This is a genomic window from Bacillus sp. PS95, from assembly GCF_037963565.1.
Taxonomy (GTDB): domain Bacteria; phylum Bacillota; class Bacilli; order Bacillales; family Bacillaceae; genus Bacillus; species Bacillus subtilis.
In genome coordinates, this window is sequence record NZ_CP150160.1 from 2,957,044 (window position 1) to 2,969,650 (window position 12,607).

15 protein-coding genes are annotated in these 12,607 nt (G+C 44.1%); 2 read left to right on the plus strand and 13 right to left on the minus strand.

Annotation, left to right across the window (positions count from 1 at the left end; translation table 11 throughout):
* The first annotated feature begins 62 nt into the window (after positions 1-62).
* The gene (locus NSQ12_RS15485) at positions 63-254 is read left to right on the plus strand and encodes a hypothetical protein (RefSeq protein WP_003229407.1); all 192 of its coding nucleotides are present in this window, start codon (positions 63-65) and stop codon (positions 252-254) included.
* Positions 255-271: 17 nt separating this feature from the next.
* Here NSQ12_RS15485 and nrnA read toward each other — a convergent pair whose 3' ends face one another.
* The gene (gene nrnA / locus NSQ12_RS15490) at positions 272-1,213 is read right to left on the minus strand and encodes a bifunctional oligoribonuclease/PAP phosphatase NrnA (protein ID WP_004398971.1); all 942 of its coding nucleotides are present in this window, start codon (positions 1,211-1,213) and stop codon (positions 272-274) included.
* 130 nt (positions 1,214-1,343) lie between these two features.
* On the opposite strand from nrnA, the gene NSQ12_RS15495 reads away from it, so the two are divergent.
* On the plus strand, positions 1,344-1,646 hold the full coding sequence (locus NSQ12_RS15495; RefSeq protein ID WP_003229401.1) for a YtpI family protein: 303 nt from the start codon (positions 1,344-1,346) through the stop codon (positions 1,644-1,646).
* Between the two features lie 18 nt (positions 1,647-1,664).
* Here NSQ12_RS15495 and NSQ12_RS15500 read toward each other — a convergent pair whose 3' ends face one another.
* The 12 genes from NSQ12_RS15500 to tcyJ form a co-directional block, all read right to left on the minus strand.
* Complete coding sequence (locus tag NSQ12_RS15500; RefSeq protein ID WP_106073659.1) at positions 1,665-2,984, minus strand: CBS domain-containing protein; 1,320 nt, start codon at positions 2,982-2,984, stop codon at positions 1,665-1,667.
* A 175-nt stretch (positions 2,985-3,159) separates the two neighbouring features.
* A complete protein-coding gene (locus NSQ12_RS15505; protein WP_160245735.1) occupies positions 3,160-4,062 on the minus strand; it encodes a sulfite exporter TauE/SafE family protein in 903 nt (300 codons plus the stop codon).
* An 18-nt stretch (positions 4,063-4,080) separates the two neighbouring features.
* Positions 4,081-5,331 carry an S-alkyl-N-acetyl-metabolite deacetylase SndA gene (sndA, locus tag NSQ12_RS15510; protein WP_339175087.1) on the minus strand — a complete coding sequence of 417 codons (1,251 nt, stop codon included), beginning with the start codon at positions 5,329-5,331 and terminating at the stop codon, positions 4,081-4,083.
* A 17-nt stretch (positions 5,332-5,348) separates the two neighbouring features.
* Complete coding sequence (gene ribR, locus NSQ12_RS15515; RefSeq protein WP_339175089.1) at positions 5,349-6,041, minus strand: RNA-binding riboflavin kinase RibR; 693 nt, start codon at positions 6,039-6,041, stop codon at positions 5,349-5,351.
* A gap of 46 nt (positions 6,042-6,087) precedes the next feature.
* Positions 6,088-7,416, minus strand: coding sequence for an LLM class flavin-dependent oxidoreductase (locus NSQ12_RS15520; protein ID WP_317680536.1), 1,329 nt, complete (start codon positions 7,414-7,416; stop codon positions 6,088-6,090).
* Positions 7,413-7,694: a glutaredoxin family protein gene (locus NSQ12_RS15525; RefSeq protein ID WP_076458255.1), complete on the minus strand. Its 282-nt coding sequence runs from the start codon at positions 7,692-7,694 to the stop codon at positions 7,413-7,415. Before NSQ12_RS15525 ends, NSQ12_RS15520 begins: the two co-directional genes overlap by 4 nt.
* Positions 7,695-7,708: 14 nt before the next feature.
* A complete protein-coding gene (locus NSQ12_RS15530) occupies positions 7,709-8,713 on the minus strand; it encodes an LLM class flavin-dependent oxidoreductase (protein WP_004398798.1) in 1,005 nt (334 codons plus the stop codon).
* Complete coding sequence (tcyN, locus tag NSQ12_RS15535; protein ID WP_339175093.1) at positions 8,710-9,489, minus strand: sulfur-containing amino-acid ABC transporter ATP-binding protein TcyN; 780 nt, start codon at positions 9,487-9,489, stop codon at positions 8,710-8,712. The genes NSQ12_RS15530 and tcyN overlap by 4 nt, the downstream gene beginning before the upstream one ends.
* Positions 9,486-10,193, minus strand: coding sequence for a sulfur-containing amino acid ABC transporter permease TcyM (gene tcyM / locus NSQ12_RS15540; protein ID WP_339175095.1), 708 nt, complete (start codon positions 10,191-10,193; stop codon positions 9,486-9,488). The genes tcyN and tcyM overlap by 4 nt, the downstream gene beginning before the upstream one ends.
* Positions 10,194-10,222: 29 nt before the next feature.
* Positions 10,223-10,942 carry a sulfur-containing amino acid ABC transporter permease TcyL gene (gene tcyL / locus NSQ12_RS15545; protein ID WP_004399112.1) on the minus strand — a complete coding sequence of 240 codons (720 nt, stop codon included), beginning with the start codon at positions 10,940-10,942 and terminating at the stop codon, positions 10,223-10,225.
* 21 nt (positions 10,943-10,963) lie between these two features.
* The gene (gene tcyK / locus NSQ12_RS15550; RefSeq protein WP_024572165.1) at positions 10,964-11,776 is read right to left on the minus strand and encodes a sulfur-containing amino acid ABC transporter substrate-binding protein TcyK; all 813 of its coding nucleotides are present in this window, start codon (positions 11,774-11,776) and stop codon (positions 10,964-10,966) included.
* A 13-nt stretch (positions 11,777-11,789) separates the two neighbouring features.
* The gene (gene tcyJ, locus NSQ12_RS15555) at positions 11,790-12,599 is read right to left on the minus strand and encodes a sulfur-containing amino acid ABC transporter substrate-binding protein TcyJ (protein ID WP_339175098.1); all 810 of its coding nucleotides are present in this window, start codon (positions 12,597-12,599) and stop codon (positions 11,790-11,792) included.
* Positions 12,600-12,607: the final 8 nt, after the last annotated feature.

Genomic DNA, 12,607 nt, shown 5'->3' on the forward strand with positions numbered 1-12,607 from the left:
TTTCCCATTCTTTTTTATAAACTATATGTGAGGCTTAATGGCGAAAGGAAGGAGGAAGGGAAATGGAGGTTTACAGTGACCGTCAGTTAGCAAAAGATCAAGCAGCCCGTCTCAGACAAGGTTTTTCTGCATATGCCGAAACAAACTCACTCGCTTCCCTCATCAAAAAAGAACTTCAATCACACAATCTCCAAGTCTACGAGGACCTTACTGATTTCGGCTGCTGGTTCATCCCCGTCACAGATGAACACTAAGAGAGAGGGTCTCCCCTCTACTCGTGTTCTTTACATAATGTTTCCAGATCAGCTAAAATCCGATCAGCTTCATCCCAGCTGTAAATAGAGGCGCCTGAAGCTAACGGATGCCCTCCGCCGTTATATTTCCGGGCAAGTCCGTTAATGACAGGCCCCTTCGAACGGAATCTGACTCTGATTTGATCGTCTTCTTCTACGAAAAACACCCAGGCGCGAATACCTGAGATATTGCCGAGCGTCCCGACAAGCTGCGACGCTTCAGAAGCCGTTGTGCCGAATTTTTCAAGCGTATCCTTTTTGATGAAAACAGAAGCCGCCCCGTTTTCGGACAAAGACACATTTTGAAAGATAAAGCCGTTAAGCTTCACCACATTCAGTTTTGTTTCATACAATTGATTAAATAACTCTGAGGAAGAGAATGGATACTGAATGAGCTCGCCTGCATATTTTAATGTTTTTTCCGTGGTATTCGGAAATAAAAAGCGTCCGGTATCTCCAACAATGCCGGCGTAGATCAGCTCTGCCGCTTTCGTATTCAGCTTCCAGCCGTGCTCTTTTCCTTCTAAATACAGCTCGTAAATCATTTCACTTACTGAGCTGGCGCTTGTATCGACCCAGAGAAGGTCACCGTATGGATCTTCGTTCGGATGGTGGTCGATTTTCATTAGTTTGGCGCCTGAAGGATAACGCTGATCGTCGATTCTTTCCTGATTTGCCGTATCGCAGACAATGACAAGTGCGCCTTCATATGTTTCATTGTCCACCTCATCAAGGGAATATAAGAAAGAGAGGGACGGTTCAGGCGTGCCGACCGCAAAAATATTTTTTTCAGGATATGTTTCACGCAGGATTTCCGTAAGCCCGCACTGTGATCCGTAGGCATCCGGATCAGGACGCACATGTCTATGTAAGATAATCGTGTCATATAATGATATGGTTCTGATCAATTCTGTTTTCATTTGATACTCCTTTATTGTTTTTATTCATTAAATCACATTCTCTGCCGACGGAAAAGAAAAATAACGTCAAAACCAAGCCCGTTTTTGTATAAAATGGGTTTGTAAACTTTTACGATGGAGGATTTCATTTATGCTGGTTCTTGTTTTTTTGATTGGGCTTTCAGCCTGCTTTTATGTGTACTATAAAGTAAAAGGCGTACGGGCAAAGCCATCTTTGGCAAAAGAAATATGTTCAGCAAAATCAAGCATGGCCTTAGGGTCACTAGTCCTGTTCTACGGGCTCAACCAAATGATATTATTCCATTCAGTATTAACGTTAGTAATCGGCGGTATCTTTATCGTCATAGGAGCAGGAAGCGCTTGGGCAGGTTATAAAGCCTTCAGGCATTACAATCCCCTTCACGCCAAAGAAGCTGAAAGAGATCACGCGTAAGGGGCGCCTGAACGTCCCTTAGCTTCTTTCCATCAGCTGAACCATCAGCATCGCTTTAGACACGATATGACCTTGGCTGTGCACTTCCACTTCCATTTTCCCGAACTTTCTGCCAGCCTCCAAGATGCGAGGTTTGACTTCGATGACTGATTCCATCTGCACAGGCTTCAAAAAGAAGATGGTGATGCTCTCTATGACGAGTTCGCCGCGCTTTTTCGAGCGCAAAAATCGGTTTGCCGCTTGCGTCAAAATGGTCGTAAATACGCCATAAGAAATGGTTCCAAGCTGATTTGTCATTTGCGGCGTGACTTCATACTCGTAAACCGTTTGATCTTCTTTATCATCACCCTCATCTTTAAACCCCCTTGAAACGATATCATCAAGCTTCTCCCCGACCTGCGGCTGCTTTTGAATCATTTGAAGAGCTTTCAATACGTCTTGGCGGCTGATCATGCCGATGAGTTTTTGGTGGCCATCAGTGACGGGAAGCACTTCGATCCCTTCCCATACCATCATTTGCGCAGCTGAAGCGACAGATGTTTTCCCAATAACCGTGACGGGATTTTTGGTCATGACTTTTTCTATAGATGCATTTCGGTCATGGCCAGCAATATCTTTTGATGTCAGAATGCCATGGATTTTCATTTGATCGTCGACAACCGGGAAGCGGCCGTGCCCCGTTTCAAAATTTTTCTCATACCATTTTTCAAGTTTATCCTTAGGCGAAAGATATACCGTGCGGTCAGCAGGTGTTAGGATGTCCTCCACCAAAACAATTTCTTTTTTGATCAGCTGGTCATATATTGCCCGGTTAATCATCGCGGCAACTGTAAAGGTGTCATAGCTCGTGGATAAAATCGGCAGTTCAAGCTCATCTGCCAGCTGCACAATGCTGTCATCCGTGTTAAAGCCCCCGGTCACCAATACGGCCGCACCCGCTTCAAGCGCCTGCCTGTGTGCATTGATTCTGTTTCCGACAATCAAAAGATTCCCCGCTGCGGTGTAACGCATCATCGCGTCAAGCTCCATCGCGCCGATGACGAATTTATTCAATGTCTTATGGAGCCCTGCCCTGCCTCCGAGCACTTGTCCGTCTATAACATTTACAACCTCTGCATAGGTAAGCTTTTCAATGTTCTCTTTTTTCTTTTGTTCAATTCTGATTGTGCCCACACGTTCAATCGTGCTGACAAACCCTTTATTCTCTGCTTCCTTGATCGCTCTGTACGCGGTTCCTTCGCTTACTTTCATTTCCTTTGCAATTCTTCGGACAGAAATTTTTTCACCGACAGGCAGTGAATCGATATACATTAAAATTTGTTCATGCTTCGTTGCCAAGCCTTTCACCTCTAAGGACAGTCTTCTTGTTTTTATTATAAGGTTTCAAAGGATTTATACGCAATGAGGCTGGAAAATAAAAAAGAAGCCCGACCGGCTTCTTACAGCGTTGATTTCGTTTCAGTCAAACGCAAGGACCTCGTGATTCCTTTTACATCGTAAAGCGGAAAAACCTTTATTTTTCTTTTAAATGGACATCAACCGCTGTCTTAACAATATTTCGATTCCCTATTTTAGATAAAACAAATAAAACTGCGGATAGCCATATCGCCCCTATGGCCGTATAGATCAATGGATGAACAGCTGTGTTTGTGATCCATTCACTTATTAATGTTCTGGCATTTACCAGAATAATAAATCCTCCTACAAGCACACCCATCAATTGCGGATGAAACTTCTGCACCAGCCATGCTGCGATAGGGGCAGCGATAATTCCACCGGCCATTAGTGAAAACACCCATAACCAATTGACGTCCTCCCATCCTAATGAAATAAGAAAACCGGCAGTTGCAGATACGGCGATGGCAAATTCACTTGTGTCTACAGTCCCGACAACTTTCCTCGGGCTCAAGCCTTTGCGGGATAATAAAATCGGAGTGGTCACCGGTCCCCAGCCGCCTCCGCCTGTGGCATCTGCAAAACCAGCGATCACTCCCAATGGGATGGATTGTTTTCGGTTTAACGGCACATGCTTCTTCTCAAGAGCCGGCTTATATTGAAATAAAAACCTGATCAATACATATCCGCCCAGAAGGAGCAAAAACAAAGAAATATAGGGTTTCGCCACATCTCCAGGTAATTGGCTGAGGAATGCCGCGCCTAAAAAAGCGCCTATAGAGCCGGGAATGACAAGCTGATAAACGGTTTGTTTGTCAACATTGCCAAATTTAATATGCGACACTCCCGATGCGGCAGTCGTTACGACTTCCGCTAAATGGACAGAAGCTGAAGCCACAGCAGGTGTGATGCCAAACGCCAATAACAAAGAAGTTGAGGTAACCCCATAAGCCATACCTAACGAACCGTCTATTAACTGCGACAATAAACCAATAAATGCAAAAACGATTAATTTCTTCATCAGAACACCCCATCTATATCAATCAGATATTTTTGACTCTTCATTCGAATCTAACAATCTCTTGGCGCTTTCATATAAAAAATAAGAGGCTTTGATAATGGCAGTTTCATCAATTGTAAATGCAGGGTGGTGCCAATCATGATCACCGTCTGTTCCAAAAAACGCAAAGGATCCCGGAATATGCTCAAGATAATAAGCAAAATCTTCCCCCGCGGTTGATGGGGCGGGATCAATGACTTGAAGTTTCGCTTTATGCGCAGCGTCTCGCACCAGCCCCGTAATTGCCTCATCATTACAAAGCGGCGGCGGTCCGGAATGCCACTTCACATTTGCCTTTAACGAGAAAGCAGCAGAAATCTGCTCTGTGACTGCCAAAAAACGCTGTTTCACTTGATTACGAACCTCTGAATCAAATGTACGAACAGTGCCCTCAATGACAACTGTATCCGGAATGACATTCCAAGTGCTGCCGCCGTTGATTTTCCCTATGGTTAAAATCGCGCTTTGCAGCGGGTTTACATTTCTGCTTACAATCGTTTGCAGGGCGACAATAAGCTGAGAGGCGCCGACAATTGGATCAAAACCATTATGCGGCAATGCTGCATGAGCACCTTTCCCTTCTATCTCTACTTTAAATCGGTCAACAGCAGCCATAAGCGGGCCTGTTTTTAACCCTACAGTCCCAACCGCGATATCCGGTTTATTGTGAAGGCCAATAACCGCATCAATGCCATCCAGTTGGCCGTCCTCTATCACTTTTGCAGCGCCTGCACCCGCTTCCTCTGCCGGCTGAAATAATAAACGAATCTTCCCTTTCAGACTGTCTTGATTTTCCTTCAATAAAAAGGCCGCACCAAGAAGCGCTGCCGTATGAAAATCATGACCGCACGCATGCATGATCCCTTTATGTTTAGACGCATAAGGCAATCCTGTTTTTTCTTCAATTGGCAAGGCGTCAATATCAGCCCTCAAAGCAATCGCCGGACCTTCTGACTCCCCTGCTATGTCTGCGAACACACCCGTTTTTAGAGCAGTAGGGCGAATCTGTATCCCCTTTTCTTTAAGGCATTTTTTTATAAAAGCAGTTGTTTCAAATTCTTCTTTTGACAGTTCAGGATATTGGTGCAGGTGCCGGCGAATGCCGATGAGCTGCTTTTCTAGCGTTGAGAGATTTACGGGATTAGACTCCTCTTTCAACGTCAGGATGTCATTTCCTGTAGTCTGATATGGATAGGAGCCTTCTATATTTCTCCAATAATCCAAAGACATATGTACCGCTCCTTTCCCTATCCCAATATATTTTCTTCAGACTCTTCAACATAAGATGAAATAAATCGGTTCAATTTATCAGCAAGACCGCCCGCCCCAAATCTTATATACTTGCTGGAAACTTTCGGATTATCTTCTTTCAAAAAGCTTAAAAAAGATAAAATATAAATGCGCCTGTAAGCTACTTGTGTAATTCCGTACTCAAAAAACCAGTTATCAATGACATTGTATACGCCTCGGTTGACGCCATATAGGTTGTTACATTTCTTGTAAAAGCAGAGATCCGGAAGATTTAACTCCTGATGGGAAAGCAGGCTTTCTTTTTTGTTCGGTGCCATAATCCCAATCAGCTCAAAGCGTTTTGCAACGCACGAAATATCCTTTTTAATTTGCTTTGTTAAAGACTCCAAAGAATCAAACCTTCTTTCTTCTCTAATTTTAAAGAGAATGCTGCATTCGATTTTTTCTCCATAGATGTCTCTATGAAAGTCAAACAAAAAAATCTCCAATGTCCTTTTAAGGTTAGAGCCCACCGTCGGTTTCACACCGATATTCATAACCCCTAAATGAAATTGATGATTGACTGTCGCCAGAACCCCATAAACTCCATTACGCAGCCCATGTATTTTTGCATCTACATTTGCCGTGGGGAATCCAAGCTTTCTGCCTAATTGTTTTCCTTTCACAACCGTACCGGCAATGATCGTCAAAAAAGTCAGCCTCCTCTCTCAGCTTCCGCATTCGATCAGACGAAACCTAATGATGTGATGAATGTAAAACGGATTGATGCTGCGGAATGCCAAGACCGAGATTTTCCCGCAATGTCCCGCCGCGATAATCTTGACGATAAAGCCCTCTTTCTTGAAGAATCGGAATCACCTTTTCTACAAAAGCATCAAGTGTTCCCGGTATATCCGACCCAACGATAAACCCATCCGCCGCCTCAGCGTTGAACCAAGTTTCAATTAAGGATGCGACACGCTCTGGTGTTCCGATGAATAGAGTCCGTGGAAAAGCCATTTCCTGTGCTACCTCCCGCAATGTCAGATTTCTGGCTTTTGCTTCTCTCTTAATCCGGTCTGTTGTGCTTTGAAACGCATTCTTTCCCACATCGCCAATATCGGGAAATGGCTCATCCAACGGGTAAACACTCAGATCATAATCATCAAAAAAACGGGCCAAATAAGTAACAGCATTTTCAATTGGTATCAATTCTGCAAATTCACGATACTTCTTTTCCGCCTCTTCTTCCGTATCTGCCACAATCGGGCTGATCCCTGGAAAAATCCGCACACTTGAAGGATCACGCCCTTCATCAGCAGCTCGGCTTTTCACATCCGCATAAAACGCTTTTGTCTCTTCTAATGAATTGGAATGGGTAAAAATCGCATCCGCATTTTTAGCAGCAAACTGCCGGCCTGTTTCTGATGAACCCGCTTGAAACACTACAGGCTCTCCCTGCTTAGAGCGCCCGATATTCAAGGGCCCCTCTACTTGAAAATACTTTCCTTTATGATTCAGGCGATGAAGCTTCGCCGGATCGAAAAACTGCCCTGTTTTCTTATTGTGTATAAATGCGTCATGCTCCCAGGAATTCCACAGCCCGCGCACAACATCCAAATGCTCTTGTGCGATCTCGTAACGTTCAGTGTGTTCTGGCAAATTAGACTTACTATGGTTGCGCGCCGCTCCTTCCTGTGGAGAAGTAACAAGATTCCAGCCAGCCCTGCCCCCGCTGATATGGTCCAGCGACATCAATTGTCTGGAGATAGTGAATGGCTCAGTAAAAGATGTAGAGAACGTCCCTACTAAACCAATATTTTTGGTAACCGATGCCAGCGCAGATAAAATGGTGATCGGTTCAAAACGGTTTAAAAAATGAGGAATCGATTTTTCAGAAATAAATAAGCCGTCTGCAATGAAAATAAAACTAAACAAACCTTTTTCAGCTGTTTGCGCCTTTTTCATGTAAAATTCAATATTCGTGCTGGCCGAGGGATCAACATCGGGATGACGCCAGCCGTCAGTTGTTCCCCCGACACCGTGAATCATGGCTCCAAACTGAATAAAATCTGCACGTGTCATCTTTTTGCCTCCTTTATCTGTGCATGATTAGCAAGTGCAAGATCAAGGTGTTCAATGCCGATTTCAGTTATCCCTTGATACTGATTGCCGCGCCCGATTTCGACCACAGGCACATGGCGTACCCCATATTTCACCTGTAAAATATCCCGAAGTTCCTCTTTCTCTGAAACATCGATATTTTGGAACGGGAACCCTTTTTCATTCAAATAATTCTTGACTTCCTCACAATACGAACAGCCTTTTTTACTCCAAACCACAATGTTCACAACATCACTCATTCTTCTGTCCCTCCTTAACGTTTTGCAGCTAAAACTGCATCGCTCAGCAGCTGATAAGACAGCTGTTTTTCTACAGCATTTTTGATAGGTGTAAAAATAACAAAATCATTGATTTTGTATGTGCCTGATAAACGTGTTAATTCTTCTGCCACTTCTTCCTTTGTTCCGGCAATAATCCCGGTTTTTTGCACGATGATGTCATAGGGCTCTGTGACGTTTTCCAGATAGGCCTCAGCCTGTTCGCGGGAACCGACGTTGACCTTACGCCCGTCTTTCAAAACCACTTTTATCGATTCACGCGACACAATATGTTTTTCCGCTTCTTCTTTTGTATGTGCCGCAAAAACAGCGGGGGCAAGATGAAATTCAGCCTCAGATCCTGGGGGGAGATGCGCGTCAAATGCTCGGCGGGCTTCCTTCAGCACTTCCTCTTCACCGTTAATAAAGTAAGCAAAGACAAAAGAGATTCCCAGTTTTGCAGCAGAAATGGCACTCTCTGTGCTTCCTCCCAATAGAAAAATACCCGGCTTCCGATCAACCTGCGGCCTAGGACGCAATGCGGCATAGCGGTGGGTATCAGGAAAATCATCCCGAACGAAATGAGTAAGCTCCTCCAGTTTTTCATCAAACTGACGCACCGGTTTTTTATATTCGGCCTGCAGCGCGTCTGTGGACAGCTGAAACCCGCCGGGCGCTTTGCCCACTCCAAGATCTATACGGCCGGGAGCTAACGCTGATAGAAGATGGAATTGCTCCGCTACTTTATAAGAGCTGTAATGCTGCAGCATCACTCCGCCTGATGCTAAACGAATTTTTCTTGTGCTTGCAGCAAGATAGCCTAAAAGAACCTCGGGTGCAGACCCTGCAATCTCATCATTGTTGTGATGTTCGGCCACCCAAAATCGGTGATATCCACATTCTTCAGCCATTTGTGCCAATTTCACTGTATGCTGTAATGTATCAGCTGCTGTCTCCCCTTCACCAATCAAGCTTTGGTCTAAAATACTTAAGCGGATCATATCACCGGCTCCTTTATGTGTTCTTTTGGTTCAAATAAATATTCCGGCGAAACACGGCGGAGAAACTGCCTCGTTCTGTCTTTTTTGGTATGGCGGAAGACTTCCTCCGGGGTTCCTTGTTCAACAATGACTCCTTCATCCATAAAAACAACTTGATCAGAGACCCTTCTTGCAAACTCCATTTCATGTGTAACAACAATCATGGTGGCTCCGGTTTTCACGATTTCCAGCATTACCTCAAGCACTTCACCGACCAGCTCCGGATCAAGCGCTGCCGTCGGCTCATCGAACAGCAGCACATCAGGATGAATGGCAAGCGCCCTTGCTATCCCTACCCTCTGCTTTTGTCCTCCCGATAACTGACTCGGATAAGCGTTCAATTTATCTTGAAGCCCGACCTTTCTCAGTTCATTTTCTGCTACGACATACGCGTCTTGTTTTCTCATTTTCCGGGCAATCGTCAAGCCCTCCATGACATTTTCAATCACCGTTTTGTGAGCAAACAGGTGGTATTGCTGAAATACCATTGCCGTCTGTTTTCTGAGCCAGTGAACCTCTTTTTTGGACGGAAAGCTGCAATTAATCACTTTGTCATGTATAGAAATGATCCCTTCGTCTGGACGTTCTAATAAATTCAGGCACCGTAAAAAGGTGGTTTTCCCTGATCCGCTCGGCCCGATAATCGTCACAACTTCTCCCTTGCGTACCGTGAGATTTATCCCTTTTAATACATGGTGGATGCCAAACTGTTTATTGATATTTTTAATCTCAATCATAAAGTGCCTCCTTGAAATCTGGCTGCCTTTCTCTCTAATACTCCATTTACGGATTCTAGGATTAGAGTCAGCACCCAATAGATAATCGCTGCTCCGATAAACGCTTCTAAAAATGCATAATTATCAGAAGCAACGATAGTCGCCGTCCCTGTAATCTCTGGGACAGCCACTATAGCCGCGATAGAGGTGGTATGCAAAAAGCCGATACCCAAATTTGTGAAGTTTGGGATGGAAACCATCAGCGCCTGCGGCAATATTACACGCCGAAAGGTTTGGCTGTATGTCAAGCCGATTGAATAAGCCGCTTCGACCTGTCCGGTATCCATCGCCAGAATGCCCGACCGGATGATTTCTGTGAGATAAGCTCCGGCAGTTAAAGACAAGGCCATGATGACAAACATGGAGACCGGTATCTCATTGGCGGACCAGCCGAGATGAAAAAAACTGCTGACTTGATCTGCAACAGGCGGTATCCCTAAATAAATCAACATAATGTGAAGAATTGCAGGTGTACTTCGAAAGAAAGACACATAAAACCTTGAGCAAGCCACCAAGCCCCTAATTCTAAAAATTCTAACAATTATATTTCCAAGAGCCACGAGAAATCCAAACACAATCGGCAAAACAGCCATCATCAATGTCAGAGGAATGGTCTTTACCATTTCTTTCATGGCGGAAACGATAAATGGAAAGTCAAATTGCAATCTTCTCCCCCCTCATCCGAAGAAATATATCAATGTATGTTCATGTCAAAAACAGTAACAATCCTTGTTTGATTCTTCTTGATTCGTTTTTCTGCCACTCGAAAGAACCATTCGAATAAAACCGCTACAGCATAATAAACAATCGATAGCGCAATGTAAACTTCAAGAGAATGGTTGCTTGAGGTAATCAGTGTTTGGCCCCTTCCGGACATATCCATAACACCTATTGAAAAGGCTAGAGACGTATCTTTTAAAGAACTGATCACCATGTTTCCCATATTCGGAAACGCCTGGACAAGTGCCTGGGGCAGAACGATTCGCCTGAAGGCCTGACTACCGCTTAAGCCAATACTGTACGCCGCTTCCGTTTGGCCTTTATCTACACTGCCCACCCCCGCTCGAATGATTTCTGCAGCTGCCGCTGCATTGCTTAACGCGTAGGTTGCGACAGCAGCATAAAACGGGTCCATTTTTGATGTATCAATCCCGATAAGCCCCGTAAGCGCCGGGATTCCGTAAAACACGATGAAAAGCTGCACCATGATAGGCGTTCCCCTGAAAAATGAGATATACACTTTTGCCAATTGATTTACAATTGGAATATTGTAGATGCGGGGCAGTGCCAGAAAGAGTCCTAATACAAAACCGAAAAGCAAGGACAGTGTTAAAATGTATAATGTAACCGGTAAATAAGCGGTTAACGTCGGCACAAAATCTCCAATCATGTTCATATCAAACGCTTTTTCCATCACTGCTCCCTCTCTTTTTACCTAATACTGCTCTTTGGAATAGTCGTCACCAAGCCATTTCAAACTGAGCCTTTTCAGCGTTCCGTCATCAATGATTTCCTGTAAGGCTTTATCAATATCGTCACTTAACGTTTGTTCATTTTTGTTAAACATAAAATACACTTTGGCATTTGAAAGCACATGACCGACGGTTTTTTCTTTAATAGCGCTCGTCTTGTTTTGAAAGTCTACTGCAAAAGGCGTTGAGATCGTTGCATCCGCACGCCCCGATTTCAGCTGATTCGCAGTCTCATTTGCGCCTTGGCCCTCATAGGCAATCTCAAACGGCCGTCCATTATCCTCATTCCATTTTTTCAGTACAAGCGCTCCGTTGGAGGTTGCACTCGTAATCACCCGTTTTCCTTTTAAGTCTTCAATTCCACGGATCGTATCGTTATTTTGAAGCACAGTAATTTTTAAAGGAAAATGGTTGTAAGCAACCTTGTTAAACAGAAATTTTTTCTCACGCTCTTTGCTTTTCTCCATTTGATGTGCCACGATATCGACTTTATGCTGTCCGAGGCTGACAAGCAGGTTGGAAAATTCCATCGTTTTAAATGTGAATTTATAATGTGGCAGGCGCTTATCAAGCTCTTTGATCAGTTCGACATCATAACCGGTTAAATCGCCTTTTTCATCGATAAAGCAAATATTCGGAAATTGGGTTCCAGTTCCGACCGTGATCGTCTGTACCTTCTTTTGCCCGGCTCCCGTCGTTTGACTGCCTGCACCGCAAGCTGACAGAACTGTTATAAGCGAAAATAATATTGCCATGAATGCTGCTTTCGTTTTCATCTCATCGCCCCATTTATTTTTCAAAACTTGATTTTGAATAATCTGCCCCGAGCCATTTTCGGCTTAGTTTTTTTAGCGTTCCGTTTTTCTCCAGCTTTTTAATCGCTTGATCTGTGTCATCCGCCAAGGTTTGGCTGCCTTTATTAAACATAAAGTACACCTCGGTATCTAATAACACGTCACCGACTGTCTTTTGGCGGAAGGCGTGCGTTTTATTCTGAAAATCGACGGCAAACGGTGTAGCTATCGTTGCATCTGCGCGCCCGGTTTCAATTTGATTGGCGGTGTCATTGCTTCCCTGTCCCGCATATTTCAAATGAATCGGGCTGCCGTGCGTTTTGTTGTACTTTGTAATATAATCTGCCGCATTTGACGTGGCGCCAACTATGACTGTTTTTCCGTGCAAGTCTTTTAATGTATGAATCTTGTGATTATCCTCTTTCACCGTGATGTACATCGGCGAGTAGTTATATGGGACTTTATGATACAAAAAACGCTTTTCTCGTTCTTTATTTTTGGCCATATTGTGCGCAATCACATCAATTTTTTTATTTCCGAGACTCGTCAGCAGATTTGAGAAATCCATCGTTTTAAATTCAAATGTATATTGAGGCAACTCCTTATCGATGGCTTTCATCACTTCAATGTCATACCCGGTCAAATCGCCTTTTTCATCTAAAAACGCAATATTCGGAAAATCTGTTCCAGTGCCGACTATGACCGTTTGAGCTTGAGGATCTGTTTTGTTATTTGTTTGCGAACATCCCCCGCCAAGTAATGCAAACACTGACAGCAGCAAAACCAATCCTTTACGCTTATTCATAGGCTGCC

Coding starts and splice junctions, on each gene's coding strand:
- NSQ12_RS15525 (WP_076458255.1), bottom strand. CDS start 7,694: ATGAGTGATGTTGTGAACATTGTGGTTTGGAGTAAAAAAGGCTGTTCG.
- NSQ12_RS15505 (WP_160245735.1), bottom strand. CDS start 4,062: ATGAAGAAATTAATCGTTTTTGCATTTATTGGTTTATTGTCGCAGTTA.
- nrnA (WP_004398971.1), bottom strand. CDS start 1,213: ATGAAAACAGAATTGATCAGAACCATATCATTATATGACACGATTATC.
- tcyK (WP_024572165.1), bottom strand. CDS start 11,776: ATGAAAACGAAAGCAGCATTCATGGCAATATTATTTTCGCTTATAACA.
- NSQ12_RS15520 (WP_317680536.1), bottom strand. CDS start 7,416: ATGACACGTGCAGATTTTATTCAGTTTGGAGCCATGATTCACGGTGTC.
- tcyL (WP_004399112.1), bottom strand. CDS start 10,942: ATGGAAAAAGCGTTTGATATGAACATGATTGGAGATTTTGTGCCGACG.
- tcyN (WP_339175093.1), bottom strand. CDS start 9,489: ATGATTGAGATTAAAAATATCAATAAACAGTTTGGCATCCACCATGTA.
- NSQ12_RS15495 (WP_003229401.1), top strand. CDS start 1,344: ATGCTGGTTCTTGTTTTTTTGATTGGGCTTTCAGCCTGCTTTTATGTG.
- tcyJ (WP_339175098.1), bottom strand. CDS start 12,599: ATGAATAAGCGTAAAGGATTGGTTTTGCTGCTGTCAGTGTTTGCATTA.
- NSQ12_RS15530 (WP_004398798.1), bottom strand. CDS start 8,713: ATGATCCGCTTAAGTATTTTAGACCAAAGCTTGATTGGTGAAGGGGAG.
- NSQ12_RS15485 (WP_003229407.1), top strand. CDS start 63: ATGGAGGTTTACAGTGACCGTCAGTTAGCAAAAGATCAAGCAGCCCGT.
- sndA (WP_339175087.1), bottom strand. CDS start 5,331: ATGTCTTTGGATTATTGGAGAAATATAGAAGGCTCCTATCCATATCAG.